This window comes from Clostridium guangxiense (genome assembly GCF_021043395.1).
Classification (GTDB): Bacteria; Bacillota; Clostridia; order Clostridiales; family Clostridiaceae; genus Clostridium_S; species Clostridium_S guangxiense.
Window position 1 is genome coordinate 1 of sequence record NZ_JAJNKE010000043.1, and the last position, 18,911, is coordinate 18,911.

Annotated in this window: 21 protein-coding genes and 1 riboswitch; of the genes, 2 read left to right on the forward strand and 19 right to left on the reverse strand. The window is 32.3% G+C overall.

The genetic code is table 11. From position 1 onward, the window contains the following. Window positions 1-188: 188 nt before the first annotated feature. Both LQK79_RS17745 and LQK79_RS17750 read left to right on the forward strand, forming a co-directional pair. Window positions 189-1,100: a LacI family DNA-binding transcriptional regulator gene (locus tag LQK79_RS17745; protein WP_231017360.1), complete on the forward strand. Its 912-nt coding sequence runs from the start codon at window positions 189-191 to the stop codon at window positions 1,098-1,100. Between the two features lie 112 nt (window positions 1,101-1,212). Beyond that, window positions 1,213-2,907, forward strand: coding sequence for a glycoside hydrolase family 13 protein (locus LQK79_RS17750; RefSeq protein ID WP_231017361.1), 1,695 nt, complete (start codon window positions 1,213-1,215; stop codon window positions 2,905-2,907). A 185-nt stretch (window positions 2,908-3,092) separates the two neighbouring features. Here the strand turns inward: LQK79_RS17750 and cobK are convergent, their stop codons facing one another. The 19 genes from cobK to cobT are packed head-to-tail and all read right to left on the reverse strand — an operon-like array spanning window position 3,093 to window position 18,262. Further along, window positions 3,093-3,776, reverse strand: a complete 684-nt coding sequence (cobK, locus tag LQK79_RS17755) for a precorrin-6A reductase (RefSeq protein ID WP_053242341.1) — start codon at window positions 3,774-3,776, stop codon at window positions 3,093-3,095. Next, complete coding sequence (gene cobJ / locus LQK79_RS17760; protein WP_053242340.1) at window positions 3,773-4,492, reverse strand: precorrin-3B C(17)-methyltransferase; 720 nt, start codon at window positions 4,490-4,492, stop codon at window positions 3,773-3,775. The genes cobK and cobJ overlap by 4 nt, the downstream gene beginning before the upstream one ends. Beyond that, window positions 4,474-5,445, reverse strand: coding sequence for a cobalt-precorrin 5A hydrolase (cbiG, locus tag LQK79_RS17765; RefSeq protein WP_231017362.1), 972 nt, complete (start codon window positions 5,443-5,445; stop codon window positions 4,474-4,476). The genes cobJ and cbiG overlap by 19 nt, the downstream gene beginning before the upstream one ends. Then, window positions 5,442-6,197 carry a precorrin-4 C(11)-methyltransferase gene (cobM, locus tag LQK79_RS17770; RefSeq protein WP_053242338.1) on the reverse strand — a complete coding sequence of 252 codons (756 nt, stop codon included), beginning with the start codon at window positions 6,195-6,197 and terminating at the stop codon, window positions 5,442-5,444. Before cobM ends, cbiG begins: the two co-directional genes overlap by 4 nt. Beyond that, the gene (locus LQK79_RS17775; protein ID WP_231017363.1) at window positions 6,190-6,849 is read right to left on the reverse strand and encodes a precorrin-2 C(20)-methyltransferase; all 660 of its coding nucleotides are present in this window, start codon (window positions 6,847-6,849) and stop codon (window positions 6,190-6,192) included. The genes cobM and LQK79_RS17775 overlap by 8 nt, the downstream gene beginning before the upstream one ends. Continuing rightward, window positions 6,846-7,397: a precorrin-6Y C5,15-methyltransferase (decarboxylating) subunit CbiT gene (gene cbiT / locus LQK79_RS17780; RefSeq protein WP_231017364.1), complete on the reverse strand. Its 552-nt coding sequence runs from the start codon at window positions 7,395-7,397 to the stop codon at window positions 6,846-6,848. Before cbiT ends, LQK79_RS17775 begins: the two co-directional genes overlap by 4 nt. After that, the gene (gene cbiE / locus LQK79_RS17785; RefSeq protein WP_231017365.1) at window positions 7,384-7,980 is read right to left on the reverse strand and encodes a precorrin-6y C5,15-methyltransferase (decarboxylating) subunit CbiE; all 597 of its coding nucleotides are present in this window, start codon (window positions 7,978-7,980) and stop codon (window positions 7,384-7,386) included. Before cbiE ends, cbiT begins: the two co-directional genes overlap by 14 nt. Before the next feature lie 2 nt (window positions 7,981-7,982). Beyond that, window positions 7,983-9,047 carry a cobalt-precorrin-5B (C(1))-methyltransferase CbiD gene (gene cbiD / locus LQK79_RS17790; RefSeq protein ID WP_231017366.1) on the reverse strand — a complete coding sequence of 355 codons (1,065 nt, stop codon included), beginning with the start codon at window positions 9,045-9,047 and terminating at the stop codon, window positions 7,983-7,985. Then, entirely contained in the window at window positions 9,044-9,667 is a 624-nt protein-coding gene (locus tag LQK79_RS17795; RefSeq protein WP_231017381.1) for a precorrin-8X methylmutase, read from the reverse strand. The genes cbiD and LQK79_RS17795 overlap by 4 nt, the downstream gene beginning before the upstream one ends. After that, a complete protein-coding gene (locus LQK79_RS17800) occupies window positions 9,655-10,986 on the reverse strand; it encodes a cobyrinate a,c-diamide synthase (RefSeq protein ID WP_231017367.1) in 1,332 nt (443 codons plus the stop codon). The genes LQK79_RS17795 and LQK79_RS17800 overlap by 13 nt, the downstream gene beginning before the upstream one ends. Beyond that, on the reverse strand, window positions 10,983-12,023 hold the full coding sequence (locus LQK79_RS17805; RefSeq protein ID WP_231017368.1) for a pyridoxal phosphate-dependent aminotransferase: 1,041 nt from the start codon (window positions 12,021-12,023) through the stop codon (window positions 10,983-10,985). Before LQK79_RS17805 ends, LQK79_RS17800 begins: the two co-directional genes overlap by 4 nt. Then, a complete protein-coding gene (gene cbiB, locus LQK79_RS17810) occupies window positions 12,007-12,957 on the reverse strand; it encodes an adenosylcobinamide-phosphate synthase CbiB (RefSeq protein ID WP_231017369.1) in 951 nt (316 codons plus the stop codon). The genes LQK79_RS17805 and cbiB overlap by 17 nt, the downstream gene beginning before the upstream one ends. Then, window positions 12,954-14,414: a cobyric acid synthase gene (locus tag LQK79_RS17815; RefSeq protein ID WP_231017370.1), complete on the reverse strand. Its 1,461-nt coding sequence runs from the start codon at window positions 14,412-14,414 to the stop codon at window positions 12,954-12,956. Before LQK79_RS17815 ends, cbiB begins: the two co-directional genes overlap by 4 nt. Before the next feature lie 12 nt (window positions 14,415-14,426). Further along, complete coding sequence (locus tag LQK79_RS17820; protein WP_053242330.1) at window positions 14,427-15,200, reverse strand: sirohydrochlorin cobaltochelatase; 774 nt, start codon at window positions 15,198-15,200, stop codon at window positions 14,427-14,429. After that, window positions 15,175-15,342, reverse strand: a complete 168-nt coding sequence (locus tag LQK79_RS17825; RefSeq protein WP_157055746.1) for a hypothetical protein — start codon at window positions 15,340-15,342, stop codon at window positions 15,175-15,177. Before LQK79_RS17825 ends, LQK79_RS17820 begins: the two co-directional genes overlap by 26 nt. Window positions 15,343-15,355: 13 nt before the next feature. Then, window positions 15,356-15,934: a histidine phosphatase family protein gene (locus tag LQK79_RS17830; protein WP_053242329.1), complete on the reverse strand. Its 579-nt coding sequence runs from the start codon at window positions 15,932-15,934 to the stop codon at window positions 15,356-15,358. Further along, window positions 15,925-16,671: an adenosylcobinamide-GDP ribazoletransferase gene (gene cobS / locus LQK79_RS17835; protein ID WP_231017371.1), complete on the reverse strand. Its 747-nt coding sequence runs from the start codon at window positions 16,669-16,671 to the stop codon at window positions 15,925-15,927. Before cobS ends, LQK79_RS17830 begins: the two co-directional genes overlap by 10 nt. Further along, window positions 16,668-17,198 carry a bifunctional adenosylcobinamide kinase/adenosylcobinamide-phosphate guanylyltransferase gene (gene cobU, locus LQK79_RS17840; RefSeq protein WP_053242326.1) on the reverse strand — a complete coding sequence of 177 codons (531 nt, stop codon included), beginning with the start codon at window positions 17,196-17,198 and terminating at the stop codon, window positions 16,668-16,670. Before cobU ends, cobS begins: the two co-directional genes overlap by 4 nt. Then, the gene (gene cobT, locus LQK79_RS17845) at window positions 17,195-18,262 is read right to left on the reverse strand and encodes a nicotinate-nucleotide--dimethylbenzimidazole phosphoribosyltransferase (protein WP_231017372.1); all 1,068 of its coding nucleotides are present in this window, start codon (window positions 18,260-18,262) and stop codon (window positions 17,195-17,197) included. Before cobT ends, cobU begins: the two co-directional genes overlap by 4 nt. Before the next feature lie 187 nt (window positions 18,263-18,449). Further along, a riboswitch (cobalamin riboswitch) is annotated at window positions 18,450-18,720 on the reverse strand. Between the last annotated feature and the right edge of the window lie 191 nt (window positions 18,721-18,911).

The following is an 18,911-nucleotide window of genomic DNA, read 5'->3' on the forward strand; positions in this document are numbered from 1 at the left end:
TTTATTATACTATAAATTTTGTTTTTGAGGACATAATCAAATGTGGTACACTAAGACATTATCACTTTTCAATCATAATTAATTAATACATTTCTATGAAAATATTTACAAATTAAATTGAACCTGCTATAATGGAATTAACTTAAACGCTTAAGTAATAAAAATAGGTATCATCAGGTGGGATAAAAATGAAAAAAGTTACTATGAAAGATATTGCAATACGCGCAGACGTATCTTTAGCTACTGTGTCTTATGTACTAAATAATAATGAAAAAGAAAAAATTAATGATGAAACAAAAGAAAAAATATTTAAAATAGCAAAAGAACTTAACTATGTTCCAAATTTAAATGCTCGTTCTCTAGTTAATAAAAAATCTGGACTTATCGGTGTTATAGTTGTACGAGATTATAAAACCGAAGGACCATGGAAAAAAAACTTTTACAGTAGTTATATAAATACCCTTGAAAGACTGCTTAATAAACAAGGCTATCATTTACTTATAACTAATGTTCCTTCAGATAAACCAAATTTAAATATTATTTTGCAAAGAGAACTTGAAGCTGTTTTTGTTATTGACGTTGATGAAAAATTTTTCTATAAAATTTCTAATAATTTTACCGTTCCAATAATAATTCTAGATAGTATTATAGAAGATAATCTATTTTACAAAATTTTACCAAATTTTCAGTATACTATAAATAAAGCCTTAGAAGACATTAATGATAAAGAAGCTTATCTCATAACTGAAAAATTTAATAGTACTAAAGTTATGGACTCCATAATTAATACTTTCAATAAAAAAAAGCATAATTTATATATAATGGAATCTAAAGAAGGTATAAAAAATTTTCTTAAAACAAGGAAAGATAATAAGGGAATAGTAATAAGTGAATATGTTGCCTTACTAGCTGAAAGATATGTTGATTACAAAAACCTTACAGTTATATCTACGTGTGGTGACTCATACTTTTTGCCTGAAGATATAAACTTGCTTGAATTTAATATATTAAATAAAGCAGAAAAATCCGTGGAATTAATGAAGGAACTTTTAGAACAAAAGTACAGGGGAAATAGATATCTCATACTGCAAGCAGAGTAAAATCTGCTTAAAAATATGTACTTAAACGATTAAGTTTAAAGAACAAGAATATATTGACAACACAAAATAGAAGTTGGAGCTTAAAATAACATCTTAATAAGGAGGAATAAACATGTTAAAAGAAGCAATTTTACACATGAGTGACAGCACGTTTGCCTACAGTATAGGCAAATATTCATTGATCTTAAAAATAAGAGTTAAAAAAGGTGATATGGATGAAGTTAATTTATACTATGGCGATCGATATGAGCCAGTCAAAGAAATAACAATGTATAAAAAAGAAATGGATGTTACTTATACTGATGACTTGTATGATTATTATGAAGTTCAAATTACCCCTTCCTTTAATAAAATAGGATATTACTTCGAACTTATATCTGGTAAAGAAAAAGTTATATATTCTCAAGGAAGGTTCTTAAATAATCCTCCAAAAGAGCGAAATCAGCTGTTTATGTTCGCATATATATGTAAAGCAGACATATACAAGGGATATAATTATTGGAAAGATATGATAGTATATGAAATATTTGTAGATAGATTTTACAAGGATGGAATTGATGAAAGTTGGTACAAACTACCTACAGCAAACGATATTTATGGTGGGAATCTTAAGGGAATATTAAACAAACTTGATTATCTTGAAAAATTAGGTGTTAATTGCATATATCTAACCCCAATATTTTCATCACCAAGCAATCATAAATATGACACTGTTGACTACTATACTATTGATAAAAGCTTTGGTGACAAAGAGACCTTAAAAACTTTAATAGATGAGTGTCATAAAAAAGACATTAAAATTATTCTTGATGCTGTGTTCAATCATACAAGCAATCAATTTTTTGCCTTTAAAGATGTACTCGAAAAAGGAAGTAATTCTAAATACTATAATTGGTATCTCTTTAAGGATAAAAATAACTACGAGTGCTTTGGTTCTTCAAAAAATATGCCTAAGTTTAATACTGCTTGCAGTGAAGCAGCAGAGTATGCTATAAACGTAGCAAAATATTGGATCAAAGAATTTCATATTGATGGCTGGAGATTAGATGTTGCCAATGAAATAGACCATAAATTTTGGAGAAGATTTAGAGAAGAAATCAAAAGTGTTAAACCAGACGCCTTCATAATAGGCGAGGCATGGGACGGTGCTGAAAGTTATCTCAATGGAGATCAGTATGATTCTGTAATGAACTATCCTTTCATGTATGCTTTAATAAATTATTTTGCTAAAAACTCTTTCACTATAAATGAATTTGATGCATATATAAATAACCTTTTTGCACGATATAGAAAACCAATAAGAAACCAGATGCTAAATCTTATTGGCAGCCATGATACTAGCAGATTTCTTTATGAAGCAGGTGAAAATATAGAGTCATTGAAAATGGCTGTATTCTTTCAAATGACTTCTATTGGAATACCAATGGTATACTATGGGGATGAATTAGGATTAACAGGTGGTAATGATCCTGACTCCAGAAGAACCATCGATTTTAAAAATGGAAATAAAGAACTTTTTAATTATTATAAAAAACTTATATCTATTAGAAAGAATAGTGCCGCTTTAAAGTACGGTGAATTCAAAACTATATATGCAAGCGACAACGTTTATGCATATAAAAGGTTCACAACAGATGAGAATATAATAAATATTTTTAATAATAACGCTGCTAAAAAAAGCATTGTTCTAAATATTGCTGGCACTAAAGTGATGGATTTATATAATAATACAAACTATTATTTAGAAGCTAATAAATTAATTATTAATATGTCTCCCTTCCAAAAATGCATATTGAAGCTTGAGTAAAATTTAGAAAAAAACTGTCGTCCTAATTATTAGCTTGCAAGAATACAACATGGTCTGTGTAAACTCTATGAAGAAACACAGACTATGTCTTTTTCCAACAAAAAATTAATAAAATAATGTATTAGAAAAACTGCTATATATCACATAAATCACCATCATAAACAATTGCGAAAAAATTTTTCTATTTATCTTTCAATTACAATTCCAGTAATATCAAGCTTCCTGCAAGCCTCTAACTTTTCTACTGTTCCACCTAGCTTCCCACTGTCCTTCATGACTACAATTTTTGCAGCATATTCCTTAAATAAAGCCATGTTAATTTCTTCACTAAAAGGCCCAAGTACTGCAATAATATCCTTCATTTTAACCTTGCTTTCTCTGCAAAACTTAATACTTTCCACTGCTGGAAGCACTCTGTAAATAAATCTATTATTACCTCGTATAGTTTCAAAATCCTTTATATTTTTAGAGCCAGTGGTAAAAAACACACTGCCTTTTATTTTTCCAAGGCTTTTCAAATATTCCATACAAGCTTCCACTGAATTTACATAAATGCAATTTTTATATTTGACTTTTGTCTTAGGTCTTTCATACCTTTTGTATTTTACCTTGCACTTTTTAGAAGCCTCTTTTGCATTTTTAGTAACCTCAACAGCATAAGGATGAGACATATCTAAAACTGTATCTATAGAGTAACCTGTTATAAATTTCTCCATAGACTTTTCATCCATTCTGCCTATTATTAAATGCTCATCCTCCAAAAATTCTCTTTCAGACACTGTTGCCGCTGTGACTACATATTTTTCCTTATCTCTTATCCTTTTTACGAATTCAACAGCTTCAGAAGTTCCTCCAATTATCCAAATCATATTTTATAGCCTCTCGGAGTTATAATTTTTCCATTTTTAATGTAGGTTTCTTTGTTTCCTATAATAACCACGGTTTTCATATCCACAAAATCATAATTTATATTTGAAAGAGTAGTTATAAGCTTTTTCCTGCCTTCTCTTCCTGCATTTTTAACTATTCCCACAGGAGTATCAGCATCTTTATACTTCATAATTATACCTACTGCATTTTTTAAATAATCTTCACGTCCCTTGCTTCTTGGATTGTAGATTGCTATTACAAAATCACCTTTTGCCGCGCACTCTATTCTTTTTTCTATTAGTTCACAAGGCGTTAACAGATCACTTAAACTTATGGTACAAAAATCATGCATTATTGGTGCACCAATTTCTGAAGCTGCTGCAAAAGAACTGGTAACCCCAGGAATTACTTCTACCTCAATTCCAGAAGCAAGTTCCAAGATTGGTCCTGCCATACCATAGAGCCCTGCATCACCTGTGCTTATTATAGAAGTGTCAAAGCCTTCACGAACCTTTTCAATGGCAATTTTACACCTTTCAATCTCTTCTCTCATACCTGTACTTATTACCTTCTTTTCCTCAAGTATATCCTTTAAAATATCTATATAAAAACTATATCCAACGACAATCTGTGATTTTTTTATTGCCTTTAATGCCATCAAAGTCATATGTTCTATACTTCCTGGACCTATTCCTATCACATAAAGCTTTGCCATAGCTCTTCTCTCCTTCCAACCGCAATTGTAATTCCCTTTTGCGCAGTTTTTTTAACTATTATTTTTCCACTGCCAAGATATGCTGCCGGCTCACAAACAGATGAAACTCCAACCTTAGCTGCCACAAAATCACTTTTGTCAAATTTATCTTCAACAGCTTTAATCTCTTCCATAGAAAAGGTTTTAAAATCACATTTAAGCTGACTGCATAAATCAATTATCCCTTTTTCATTTTTCTTTACATCCATGCTGCATATAGCCCCAATAGATTTCATACTCAAGTTATTATCATTAAAAATTTGGGTTATCAAACTTAAAATCTCCTCCATGGGCTTTCCCCTTTTGCAGCCTACACCAACCACCAAATTTTTAGGTCTCAAAATACAATATGGCTTTTCTTCCTCTACTCTTTCCTTTGATGTAACATATAAAGCTCCATCATAATTTTCTTTCACTATATTGCTGTAATTTATCATTTTTTTCATTTCAGACTTAAAAGCTATAGCTCCGCAATTAACCATGATCGAGGTTAATTTCTTTAAAGCTTCCATGTCTTCAATTAAAAATCCACATCTTTTTGCAAAAATATCTGGAGCTTCTATCCCTCTACCGTCCGAGGCTGTCGTTATTATCGCCTCAGCATTTATCAATTTTGAAATTTTAAGAGCAAGTTCATTTGCACCACCTAAATGTCCAGATAAAAGACTTATTGAAAATCTGCCAATATCATCTATAACCACAACAGCTGGATCCTCTGTTTTAGATTTTATATATGGCGCAATAAGTCTGACAGCTATACCTGCAGCTGATATAAAAACTATTCCTTGAAATCCATCAAAAATATCTTTAATATCAGTTTTACCTTTAAAAATTACAGCGTTCTCCATAGCTTTTTTTATTTTAATTGCAATTTTTTCTCCTTTATCCGTAAAAAAAATAACTGCAATTTTCATTTTGAAGCCTCTCTAAAGCCATGAGTAAAGGTAGGATCATAAAGCTTTGATCTATAATAATTCGCATTTATAAAATCTCCTACAAGAATTTGGGCAAAATTTTTAATTTGTGCTTTTTTAACCTTATCCACTATATCATAAAGAATTCCAATTATTATCTTTTCCTCTTTCCAGGTTGCCTTGTACACAACTGCAACTGGCACATCTTCTCTTTCATATCCTATTTTCAGCTTTTCTACTACACTTTCAATGCTTTGTGCAGATAAAAATATCGCCATTGATGTCTTATGTGCTGCAAGAAGCTCCAAGCTTTCACTGGTTGGTACCTGAGTTCTCCCTTCAAGTCTTGTTATTATAACGGTTTGACTTACTCCTGGCAGTGTAAATTCTCCTTTTATCGCTGCTGCACTAGCTGTAAAGGAACTGACTCCCGGCACCACCTCAAATTGAATTCCAAGATATGCAAGTTTATCCATCTGCTCCTTTATAGCTCCATATATGCTTGGGTCTCCTGTATGAAGACGTACAACTTTTTTACCCAAGGCATCAGCTTTCCTCATAACTTCAATAACCTCTTCAAGTGTCATTTTTGCACTATTGAATATTTCTGCCTCTGCTTTACAAAAATTCATATGCTCTTTTGCCACAAGAGAACCAGCATATATTACTACATCGGCAGTTTCAAGCTTTTCTCTACCTTTAACAGTTATTAAATCCACATCTCCTGGACCTGCTCCTATAAAACTAACCATTACTTTTTCTCCTTCCAACTATTAATGACAAATAATCTTTATCTACCAAAATTTTATCTTTTTCATATAAAATAGCTTCATTTTCTGTAGTACAGCGTTTTACATAAGCATATTCAAAGTTATTTTCTTCAAGTTTTGAAATTATTTTTTCTTTATCTCTATAGGTTTTAAGTATCGCTATGCTGTCGCTTTTTTCCAATATATCTTCATCAATTTTTCCATCACAAAGATAAAAATTATCTCCTTTAACTGCTATTGGAATTTTAGTTCTATTTGAAGCTGCTCCAAAGGAGGTTATTCCTGGTATAGACTCTGCATAAATTCCAATTTTATCAAGCTCTCTTAAAAGATATATGAAGGTACTATAAACCATTGGATCACCTAGAGTTAAAAATATTCCTACTTCACCTAAAGTTTCTTTTATTATTTCTACTGCTTTTTTGTAGCTTTCGCTATTGTCTTCTCCCATTGAAAATTCTAATTCTATTATTTTTTTATCTGAAACAAATTCCTCTGCAATTTTAAGTGCTGTACTTACTCCTTTACTTTTGGGCACAAATATAACTTCAGCTTCTCTTATAAGCCTGTAACCTTTAAGTGTTATAAGTTCTCTATCTCCTGGTCCAACTCCTACTCCATATATTTTCTTCACGGCTTTTTCCCCCTAACTAAAAATACAGGATTATTCGCCTTCAAAAGCCCCATCCTGTCCATATATGATACTTGAATTAACTTTACCACTATATCTTCATAACTATTTTCTCTTATAAAATTTAAAAAAGTATTTAAGTTATTCATAGTTATAAAATTTGCTGCTACAATTCCACCTTTTTCTATATGCCCATTTACATAACTAAGAATTTCTTTTAAATTTCCCTTGCTTCCTCCTATAAATACCTTGTTAAATTTTCTTACCTCCGAAAGCTTTTCTGGAGCTTTTCCTTCTATAACTTTAATTTCTGTATTAAATTTCAAGTTATTTTCTTTAATCAAATTTACTCCTTCTTCATTTTGCTCTACAGCATAAACCTTAGATCCAAAAAGCGCTGCTTGAATGGATATAGAACCTGTCCCTGCTCCTATATCAACTAAAATATCTTCTTGACATATCTCCATTACTGCAAGTGCTGCTATTCTAACTTCAAATTTTGTCATAGGAACCTTTCCTCTTAAAAATTCCTCATCTTTAATCCACTTCATTTTCTACCACCACCACAGAAAGCTTTGAAACGTCCTCAATCTCATCTCCAATACTCCTGATTATTATTTTTTCATCATCGTAAGACAGGTTAAACCCCGCATAAATTTTTCCTCTCACACCTAAAGCATAAAGCTTGCTTGATATATCCTTAGGAGTATTTTTTTCATCCGTCAGTATAATAAAGGTTCCTTTCTTTAATATCTTCTCTAAATTTTCTTCCCTACCATGAAAGCTCATGAGCTTAAAATTCTGCCAGTTTTTTTGAAGCTTTGCCATCATATATTGAAAAGAGGATATGCCCGGTATAATTTCATCTATTATTACACCATTCCTTTTTAAATAATCAACTATTCCAAAAAATAAAGGATCTCCAGAAGCTAATATATCTAAATTTCTAGCTTCTTTAGCAATATTTAAAATCTCACCAACATTTTCTATGCATTTAACCTCTAAACCAAGCTTTTCTATGTCCCTCGAAAATCTCCCAAAAGCAGCCAAACATTTTGAATTTTTTATTATTTCAAAGGCATAAGTTGGTAGGTACTTTATATTTCCAGGTCCCATTCCAATAACTCTTATCATAATCAAAGCACCCCATATTTCATTGAATACATATATATCTTTAATTTTACTTCTTCATTTTTTATGTAACCACGCAGTCTGTCTTCGATTCCCTTTTTCATATCCTCTATCGCAATTTTATAGCCATGTTTATAAACTACTTCAAGAGCTTCCTCTGTGGTAATGCAATTCTTGACTTTCTTCAAAACTTCTAATTTTGCTCCCCTAAGAGCAAGATAATAAACAAAGGCTTCCATTCTAACATCACAAACCTTGCTGTGGGTATTAAAAACTCCAATAGAAAGCTTTGAGAACTTTCCAATATGACCAATAAGAGTTATATTTTTAAAGCCCTTATAAACACAATAAAGAAGAGCATCTCCCACATAATTTGAAATTTTAACGCCTCTGCCTTTAAATTTTAAAGCCTTCACCATTTTTTCTCCATAATTTCCTGGATATAAAATTATTTCATGAAAGCCATCATTAAATATAGTCTCTATTTCAAGATATATTGTATCTAAAAGTGCCTTTTCAGACATTGGTTCCACTATTCCAGAAGTTCCTATTATAGATATTCCACCTTCAATACCTATATTTTTGTTGAAGGTTTTCTCAGAAATTATTTTTCCCATTGGTGCATATATAAGAACATCAAAACCTTTATCCGTTACCTTTCTTATTTCCTCCTCTATCATTTTCCTTGGAACGGGATTTATAGCAGCTTGTCCTATTTTTCCAAAAAGACCTTTTCTTTTAATTCTTCCTATACCTTCTCCTCCATCTATGACAATTAAATTATCAGAGCGCTTTGAAACTCTTGCGTAAATTTCTATTCCATCAGTTACATCCGGATCATCTCCACTGTCCTTTACTATACAGCACTCTGCATAATAATTATTTATTACAGGCTTCATAACTTGAAGGTCAAGAGGTATATTAGCTGGTGTATCTATTTTGATACTCTTTATTGTTTTTCCTTCTATGAGCATAATTACAGCCGCCTTAGCTGCTGCAGAACTACAGCTTCCAGTAGTATAGCCACATCTAAGCCTTTTTCCTTCCTTTACAACATAAAATTCTTTCATCTTCCTACCGCCATGTACAAGAGTGCATTTACTACAGAAGCTGCTACATTACTTCCTCCTTTTGTTCCTATTGTAGTTATACTTGGCACATCAAAATTTCTTATATATTCTTTTGCTTCTGCTGCTCCAACAAAACCAACAGGCACTCCAATTATGAGTTTAGGTTTTGCTCTATCTTCAGTTATAAGCTCTCCAAGCCTAAAAAGCGCAGTTGGAGCATTTCCAACCACAAAAATTTCTGCTTTCTCTAATACAGCAATATCTACGCAAACTGATGACCTTGTAGTTTCCATGTCCTTTGCCATTTTTGAAGTTTTTTCATCATCTATATAGCATAAAAGTTCAGAATTAGACTTCTTTAATGCCTTTTTATTTATTCCAGACCAAACCATTCTAGTATCCGTAAAAATTTTATTTCCACTTTTTAAAAGCTCCACTCCAACTTTTACAGCTTCACCTTTAAAATCAATTATATTTTTATAATCAAAATCCCCTGTGGTATGAATCATCCTTTTTACGATGGGAAGTTCCTCTTCTTTAAAACTGCTTCTCTTTATCTCTTCATCTATTATTTCCATGCTCACTTTCTCTATTAACGCTGGATTTTTTATATACACAATTCTCCCTCCCTTTTTGCATTTTCTACAAATTTAAGCATATTGTTAAAAGCCTTCATATTACCTAAGAAACTTATGTGTGGATACCCTGCAAGAACATTTTTATATCGGTAGCCACATTCCCAATCCTCACTTCCCATTGTCTTTTTTATATTAAACACAGCCTTTTCGTTTATTTCCGTCACTGATTTGTGAAATTCATGGGCTGTTAGTGTATCTCCTTTTTCTCCAAGCATGCAGCTTTCCTTTAGTTCAACATTTATATAACCGAATCTTTGAAGTGAATTTGTTAGACTGCTTTTCCCCTTAAAAATGCCTACCAATTTGCTTTCCTCTATGTAACCCATTAGGTACATAAAACCTCCACACTCAGCATAAATGCATCCACCCCTTTGTGCATAGCTTTTTACATCACCTAACATAGCTTTATTTAAAGAAAGTTCTTTTCTAAAAATCTCCGGATAGCCTCCTCCAAGATATAACAAGTCACAGTCCGGAAGCTTTCTATCACTCAAAGGTGAAAAATACTCAACCTTACAGTAGCTCTCAAGAAGCTTTAAATTTTCATTATAATAAAAAGAAAATGCCTTATCCAAAGCCACTGCAACTTTTATATCTGACTTATAAACGCAGTCAATTTTCTTTTCAATTTCTATCTTTTTCATAAGTTTAAGCAAAAGCTCTATATCTATATTCTTCTCTACTATGCCTTCCATAATACTTATCTTCTCTTCTAAATCCTCTACTTCTATGCTTTGTACAAGCCCTAAATGCCTGCTTTTTATTTCCACATCATCTATTTTAGGTATATAACCAAGCACCTTTAAGTCCGTATATTTTTCTATTTGCGGCTTTAACATTTTATAAATTTTTTCAGGAGTTTTATTTAAAATCACAGCTTTAATAGTTGAATTTTCAAATTCCGCCATTCCCTTTATTTTAGGAACAGCAGAAAACATTTCACCTTTTGGCGTGTATACAAGCACTGCATTTACTTTAATTTCTTTTGTCATGTCATAACTTGAATTGTCAAAGGTGTTGTAGATCCCATCAAAATACCCCATAGCACCTTCTATAACTGCAGCTTCTCCTTCTGCCATGGAAAGAGAGGTTTTCATTCCAACTCTACCTTGAAGGTGAATATCCAGATTACCAGCATCCTTTTTTGAGGCTAACTTTAAATATGCAGTATCTATATAATCTGGTCCTATTTTAAAACCGCATACATCAACTCCCATATTCAAGAGCCTTCTTGTTATTCCAAGCGTTATCATTGTCTTCCCGCTGCCGCTGCCTGGCGCTGTAATCATAATACCTTTCATACTTTTATCTCCTTTAGAGCCTTTATTAAACCTTCATTGCTTTTTCTGTCCTTTACTGCGAGCCTTATATACGTTTTATCAAGTCCTTCAAAGCTTGAGGCCTTTCTAATCATAAAGCCTTTTGAAATGAGCTTACTAAACACTTCATCCTCATCTCCACTTAAAAGCTTTATCAATATAAAATTCGTATGGCTTTTAAAAGGTTTCAGCCAATTTATATCTGAAAGTTCATGCAGCATATAGTTCCTTTCTCTCTCTGTCTCCTCTTTGGTTTCTTTAATATAGGCTTTATCCTTAAATATTATTCTTCCTGCTGCATTTGCATATGAATTTACGCTCCAGGGGCTTTCTATTTCTTTATATTTTTTTCTAAAGCTTTCACTTACATGCGCATAGCCAAGACGTATACCAGGAAGACCAAAAAACTTAGTTGCCGCCCTTACTATACACACTTTTTCTTTTCCTCTAAAAAGCTCAATGCTATCATAATCTTCTGGACAAAATTCATAAAAGGCTTCGTCCAAAAGAAGAAATGCTCCTTTTTCATAAGCAAGCTTATAGATTTCTAAAAGGACCTCCCTTTCTATTCTTAAACCTGTAGGGTTGTTAGGATTACCCAAAATAAGCAAATCACCTTTTATTAGACTTTTTTCAAGTTCTCCGCAATCTACTTTAAATTCTTCATTAAATTTAAACCTTACAACCTCTTTACCTAAAATTTTAGGTCTTTTAATGTATTCTCCAAAGCAAGGAACAAAGACCGCAATTCTATCAAACAAAAGACACATATTACTTATGATTTCCATAGCCCCACTGCCTATTATTACTTCTTCATAATCGCACTTTAGATATTTAGAGATATTTTTTCTAAGTTCTCTATATTGAATATCTGGATAATATGCAAGTTCATCATAAGCCTTTAAAAGCTCAATTTTAAGTGCCTTAGGCGGCCCCATTGGATTTATATTACTGCTGTAATCAATTATTTTTCCCTGAAATTCATCTTTATAAGTGAAGGTATCACCACCATGAAACATTAAACACACCACCTAATACAATAAAGTACACTGCTGTAAATAAAATTTCTGCCCTATACATTATTTCTATAGTTTTTTTGATATCCAAAAGTTCAAGTTCTCTTTTCTTATCTCCTATTTTAGGTTTCCTCATAATTTCACCAAAATAGACATTGTTTCCTCCAAGCTGAACTCCAAGAAGCCCTGCCGCCGCTCCTTCTGGATAAGCGCAATTTGGACTTTTGTGATTTTTTCTATCTCTTATCATAACTTTTAAACCATTTAAAACATCAAATCTAAGTACAGAGCCAAAACACATCAAAACTCCAGTAAGCCTTGCTGGTATGAAGTTAAAAACATCATCCGCTTTAGCTGGAAAATGCCCTATGTAAAGATATTTTTCATTTTTGTACCCAAGCATAGAGTCCATAGTATTCACCATTTTATATAAAAAAGCCAAAGGTGCTCCTCCAATTGCTGCGTAAAGCATTGGAGCTATAACTCCATCAGAGGTGTTTTCCGCTACTGTCTCTACATCTGCTCTTATTATTTCACTTTCACTTAAATTTCCAGTTTCACGTCCTACAATAAAGGAAAGCCTATATCTAGCCTCTTCTATTCCCTTTTCAAATGCCTTAGCTACCTTCATCCCCTCTCTTTGAAGACAACCTGCTGCAATACACGTATATAAAAAATATGTATTTACAATATGATAGATTAAACTGTAGCTTTTCAAAACTTTAAGCATTAAAAAAGGAATTAAGAAAGCTAAAAACAAATTTATGATAACTACAATTCCTCCAAGAAGCTCCATCATATTATTATTTTTTGCTGTACTTCTCACCTTTTTTTCTTCAAAGCTTATTACATTTCCCATAAGTTTTATAGGATGTGGAAGAAAATACGGATCTCCAATACAAAAATCTAATATTACTGCCAATAAAAAATCTATCATATCTGTTCTCCTAAAAGCTTGTATATATATTCAATGTCAATGTTTTCTCGTACAATTTTTTCAAGTTTATTTAATTCTTCTTCTCTTTTTTCTCTTAAATCCAAACTTGTTTTTTCTTTTATATTTTTTATCTTCCTAATTTCATTTAATATTTTTCCTCTAAATTCATTTGAATCAAATATCCCATGAAGATAGGTTCCATAGTATTTATCAGCTGCCATATCACCATCAAAATAATTAGCCGTCTCTCCAGTGTTATTTTTTACATTTACAAAAGGATTTTTATTCTCACTTGTTCTCCCTGAATGTATTTCATAGCCATATACCTTACAGTCCAAAGCCATACCTTCAACATTTTTAGTTATCTTCTCCCCTTCAAAACGAGTTTCTGTATCAAAAATTGAAAGTCCCTCTTCAACTTCTCCTCTTTCAACTTCCCAGCCTTCAACATCTATTATCCTACTTCCCATAATTTGATAACCACCGCATATACCAAATACAATACCTTTAAAGGTTTTAATTGCCACATCGAAGCCTGAAGCTTTTAGCCATCTTAAATCTTCTATGGTATTTTTACTTCCTGGTATTATAAGCATGTCTGCATCTCCTATTTCAATCGGCGAAGTTATAAAGTTTATTGTCACATCCTCATCAAATTTAAAAGCATCAAAATCCGTAAAATTTGATATCCTTGGGAGCTTTATAACTGATATTTGCACTTCTCCACCTACAGCACTTTTTATTTCTGAGGCTCCATCCTCCTCATCAAGCTTCACATTCATATAAGGAATTATTCCAACCACAGGAATATTTACAAGCTTTTCTATCATATCAACTCCATTTTGAAGAATAGCCTTGTCACCTCTGAATTTATTTATTATTATTCCCTTAATTCTTTCCCTTTCACTTTTTTCCAAAAGCATCACAGTCCCATATATAGCTGCAAAAACTCCGCCTTTATCTATATCAGCAACTAAAATCACAGAAGCATCTGCAATTTCTGCCATGCCCATGTTTACAATGTCATTATCCTTTAAATTTATTTCAGCTGGACTACCTGCACCTTCTATAACCACAAAATCAAATTTCTTTTCAATTTTTCTGTAAGTCTCCTTTATCATACTTTTTAACGTAGTTTTAAATTCAAAATACTCTACTGCATCCATAGTTTTATATGGCCTTCCATTTATAATAACTTGACTTTTCCTATCAGAGGTTGGTTTTAAAAGAATTGGATTCATATATGCTGCCGGCTCAATTCCAGCAGCTTCAGCCTGAAGTACTTGAGCTCGTCCCATTTCAAGTCCTTCCATAGTAACATAAGAATTAAGGGACATATTTTGAGATTTAAATGGACATACTTTGTAACCAGCTTTATAAAAAATTCTGCAAAGGGCAGCTGAAATAAGACTTTTTCCCACAGAGGAGGCCGTACCCTGTACCATTATACCTGACATTTCATCACCAACCTATCCTATAATTTCCTTTAAATGCTTTAAGTATATTTCCTGAAATTTAAGATTTTCTCCAAGGCCATGAAAATAAATATTAACTTTTATACCGGCCTTTTCTAAAATGCTTTTCCAGGAGTTTTCATTCTCTCCACACATATCATTTTTTGCATGATTGCCAGCAACTAACATAAAAGGAGCAAGAGTTACCTCTTTTATGTTGTTTTCTTCAATCCATTTCATAACATTTTCTATAGATGGATACCCTTCTACTGTACCTATGAATACATTTTTGTAGCCTCTGTCTATTAAAGACATTTGAAGCTCTGAATAACATGCATTTGAGTAGTGATAAGACCCATGTCCCATAAAGACTAAGGTTTTATTTTTCTCTATAAGGTCCTTTACTGCTTCTATTAACAATTCATAATCTTCACGTTTATATATAGCAGGAGTCCCGAGGTCAATTTCATTAAACAATTCTTTTCCCTGAAATTCTTCAACTATTGATTTTAAATTGTTATATTCACTTCCAGGAATTAAATGGAGTGGTTGAATAAATACTTTTTCATATCCCTCCCTATAGAGCTTTTTAAGAGCCCCCTGCGGTGTATCAACAAATATTCCATCTCTATTTTTAAGTACCTTTATGACAACTTTAGAAGTAAATGCTCTTCTAACCTCATAGTCACTGTATTCATTTTTTATCCTATTTTCTACAGCTTCTATAGTAAGCTTTCTGGTGTCTTCATAGGTTGTTCCAAAACTAACAACTAGTACAGCTCTTTTCAATTTTCTGTCCTCCATTTATCATTTTAAAAAGTTCTTCTTTATTTTTAGGCACTGAAGGGTCCTTTTTTAAATATCCTTTTCTCATAGGTTTCTCTAAATAACAATCCTCTATGAGCTTTTTATCTTTAAGTTTCTTTGGCATTTTTTGCCTCCATTTAATATACATTTATAGAATTTACGGCTTTTATATAGCTGTAACCTTCTTCTATTGAAAGCTGTGTTAATTTTAAGTAATCTATTTTAAATTTGAAAAAGTATTCTGGAGCATTAAAAACTGATGATAGTGCACACCTTATAACCCCATCATGTGTAACTACTAATACTTTACCTTTCTTTAAAGACATATCTTTTATAAAAGCCTTGGTCCTTTTATATACATCCTTTAAACTTTCACCCTGTGGTATTCTGTAATTTACAAAATCATTATTCCACTTTTGTGCTTCTTTTGGATAAGCTTTCAAAATTTCGTCATAGCTCAAATTTTCAAAAATTCCAAAATTTCTTTCCAAGATTCTATCATCGCTTTTTCCACTTAACCCAAGAAGTTTTGCAGTTTCCCTAGCTCTTTCAAGTGAACTTATATAGACTTCATCGAATTGAATATTTTCAATTAAATTTGCTGCTTTGATAGCTTCCTTCTTTCCCTCGGAGGTTAATGGCAAGTCCAATCTTCCATGATATACCTCTTTTTCATTTCCTTCTGATTTTCCATGTCTCGTAAAAACTATATCCATGACTGCACCACCATAAAAGCTAGTAAACTAACTATTTCACATATTTCTATATTTGCTCCATACACATCTCCCGTAAGTCCACCTATAGTTTTATAGGCTTTTAAAGTTATAAGTCCCGACGCTGTAAAAGCTGCTGCTAAAGGCAGTAAAAATTTATAGCTAAAAGCAAAAACTAAAACCGCCAAATAAGTTATAAGCCCAAAACAAAAATATTTTTTTGGCTTTCCATCTGAAAACATGCTTCCCATTCCACCAGGTCTAGCATTCTTTGTATAGCTCATAAGCATAACTACTGTAAGCCTAGCATTTCCCGAAGCTAGTACCACAGCAGGTAAAAATATTGATGAATTAAGCCTTGATATAATCACAAATTTAAGCAGCAAATCCATAACAACAGCAATAACTCCAAAGGTGCCTGTTCTGCTGTCCTTCATTATTTCAAGTATTCTATCTTTCTTCCTTGCTGAAAAAAAACCATCAGAGGTATCTGAAAGACCATCTATGTGAAGCCCTCCTGTAACAATAACCAGAGAGAGAACTACAAAGGCTGCACCTACTTCACTACCGCCTATAAAGTTCATAAATAGGCCTACTGCCCCTGAAATTAAACCTATTAGCATCCCTACATACGGAAAGAAAAAAGTCGATTTTGAAAGATTTTTACTGTTAAAATCTACAGGTATATTTATGGGAATTCTAGTTAAAAACTGAAGTGCTGCAATAAGTCCCTTTATCATTTTATTTTAAGGCTCACTCCACAAAAAACTACATATACTTCATTGCAAAGTGCTGCAACTCTTTGATTTACCCTTCCTGCAATATCTCTAAAAACCCTTGCTATATGATTTTCAGGAACTATAGAACTCCCAACTTCATTTGTTACTATAACAACATTTCTATCTTTGGCTTTTTTAACAAAATTCTCAATTATTTCTACAATTCTATCTTCTATGTCTTTTTCAAGCCCGCTGTCTATTCTCTCCAAAGTTCCTGACATATCAAACATAACGTTTGAGGTAAGTACTGTTAAACAGTCCAAAATATAATTTTCTTCTCTCTCAACAGCCTTTGCTATATCATAGGTTCCTTCATAAGTTCTCCAATAATCAGGTCGTGATTTTTTATGTTTTTTAACTCTTTCTTTCATTTCAACATCCTCTGCCCTTGAGGTTGCAATATACACTACATCTTTTTTGTCTTTATAAAATCCTTCTGCAAAGGAGCTCTTTCCACTCCTTGCTCCTCCTGTAACCAAAGTTATCATCTTATATCCACATAATCCTTTGAATTAATAGAGGCTTCTTCAAAGGTAGGCATATTATTTAATGTATAAAGGGCAGCTTCAATTATTTGAAAGGCAAGTGGACATCCAGAACCTTCTCCAAGTCTCATGTGTAAATTAAGCATTGGTTCTAGTCCAATTTCCCTCATCATGTATTTTGCTCCAGGTTCATCAGACAAATGTGAGGCAAACATGTAGTCCTTAGAATATTTATTAAGCCTCACAGCGCATAAAGCGGCGGCAGCAGATATAAACCCATCTATTACTATGGGTTTTTTATTCTTTGCAGCACCAAGAAAACATCCACATAACCCCGCAATATCAAAACCACCGACCTTTGACAGTACATCTATAATATCCTTTTTATCTGGAGAATTTACTAAAATGGCCTCTCTAATTACCTTCTTCTTATTTTCAAATTGCTCTTCTGTTAATCCTGCCCCTTTTCCTGTTACTGTATCAACAGATAAACTTGAAAGCACACTTAAAACTGCTGCGCTAGTTGTAGTATTTCCTATACCCATTTCACCTGTTCCAAAAATAGCACAGCCATTTTTACAAAGCTCGTCCACAATTTCTATACCAGCTTCAATAGCCTGAATAGCTTGTCCACTAGTCATAGCTGGTCCCTTTGAAATATTCTTTGTTCCCATGGCTACTTTTTTATTTATAATCTTAGGATTGTTGAACACCGCATCCACACCTATATCCACAACTGTCACTTCTGTATTTGTAAATTTAGATAAAATTACAACTCCAGTATCACCTGTAGTTAAATTACTTGTAAGTACTGCTGTACTGCTTTTAGGACATGTACTTACGCCTTCTTCTACGACTCCATTATCTGCACACATTACTATGATATTTTTCTTTTTTATTTCGTAATTAAAGTTCCCTGTTATCCCCGTTATTCTTGAAACTATATTTTCAAGTGTTCCTAAGCTTCCAATTGGTTTAGATAAATTATCTATTCTTCTCATTGCTAATTTTTCTTTTTCTACATCTGCAGGTGCTATTGAAGCAAGGCACTGCTTAAATTTTTTCATACTTGACCAAACCTCCTAAAACAAAAAAATAAAACCCCGATATTCTCGGAGTTTTCGTACACAAAACTAAACTCATATAAAATGAGCCTTTTTATATATGGTAAAGTATTTCAATACAAATTTATATTTTAATCCATTAAAATTAAGCTTCTCATCGCTTTACCATAGTACTATACCTCCCTCCGAGGCAATACTGTTATTTTAGGCAGGTCTCCTGACTCACGGATCATTCTCCTCCAACCTTCCCAGCTATATAAATTTTAAAGTAAATTATTTATTTCTCACAAAATTCTTAGAAACTTCAAAATTTTATAAGAACGACTAATGAATTACTAATTAAAATTATATAAAATGCCAGTGGCAATTATGGATTTGTTCCCGTATACAGTAGCGGGGGCTGCAGCGGATTTTCACCACTTTCCCTTTTAAATAAAAATACCTAAAACCACCGTATTCAATTATAGTTTAAATGTTACTACAAATTTTATTTAATTTCAATACACCATCAATAAAACTAATGCTCTTTTTTTCACTTTAATTAGTTTGCAATTTTTTATATTTAGTGCGACAGTCCTATAATAAATAATTTGTCCATTAGTATAAATTTAATTATTTTTACAGTTATTTTCCTATCAATTTAATATGAATA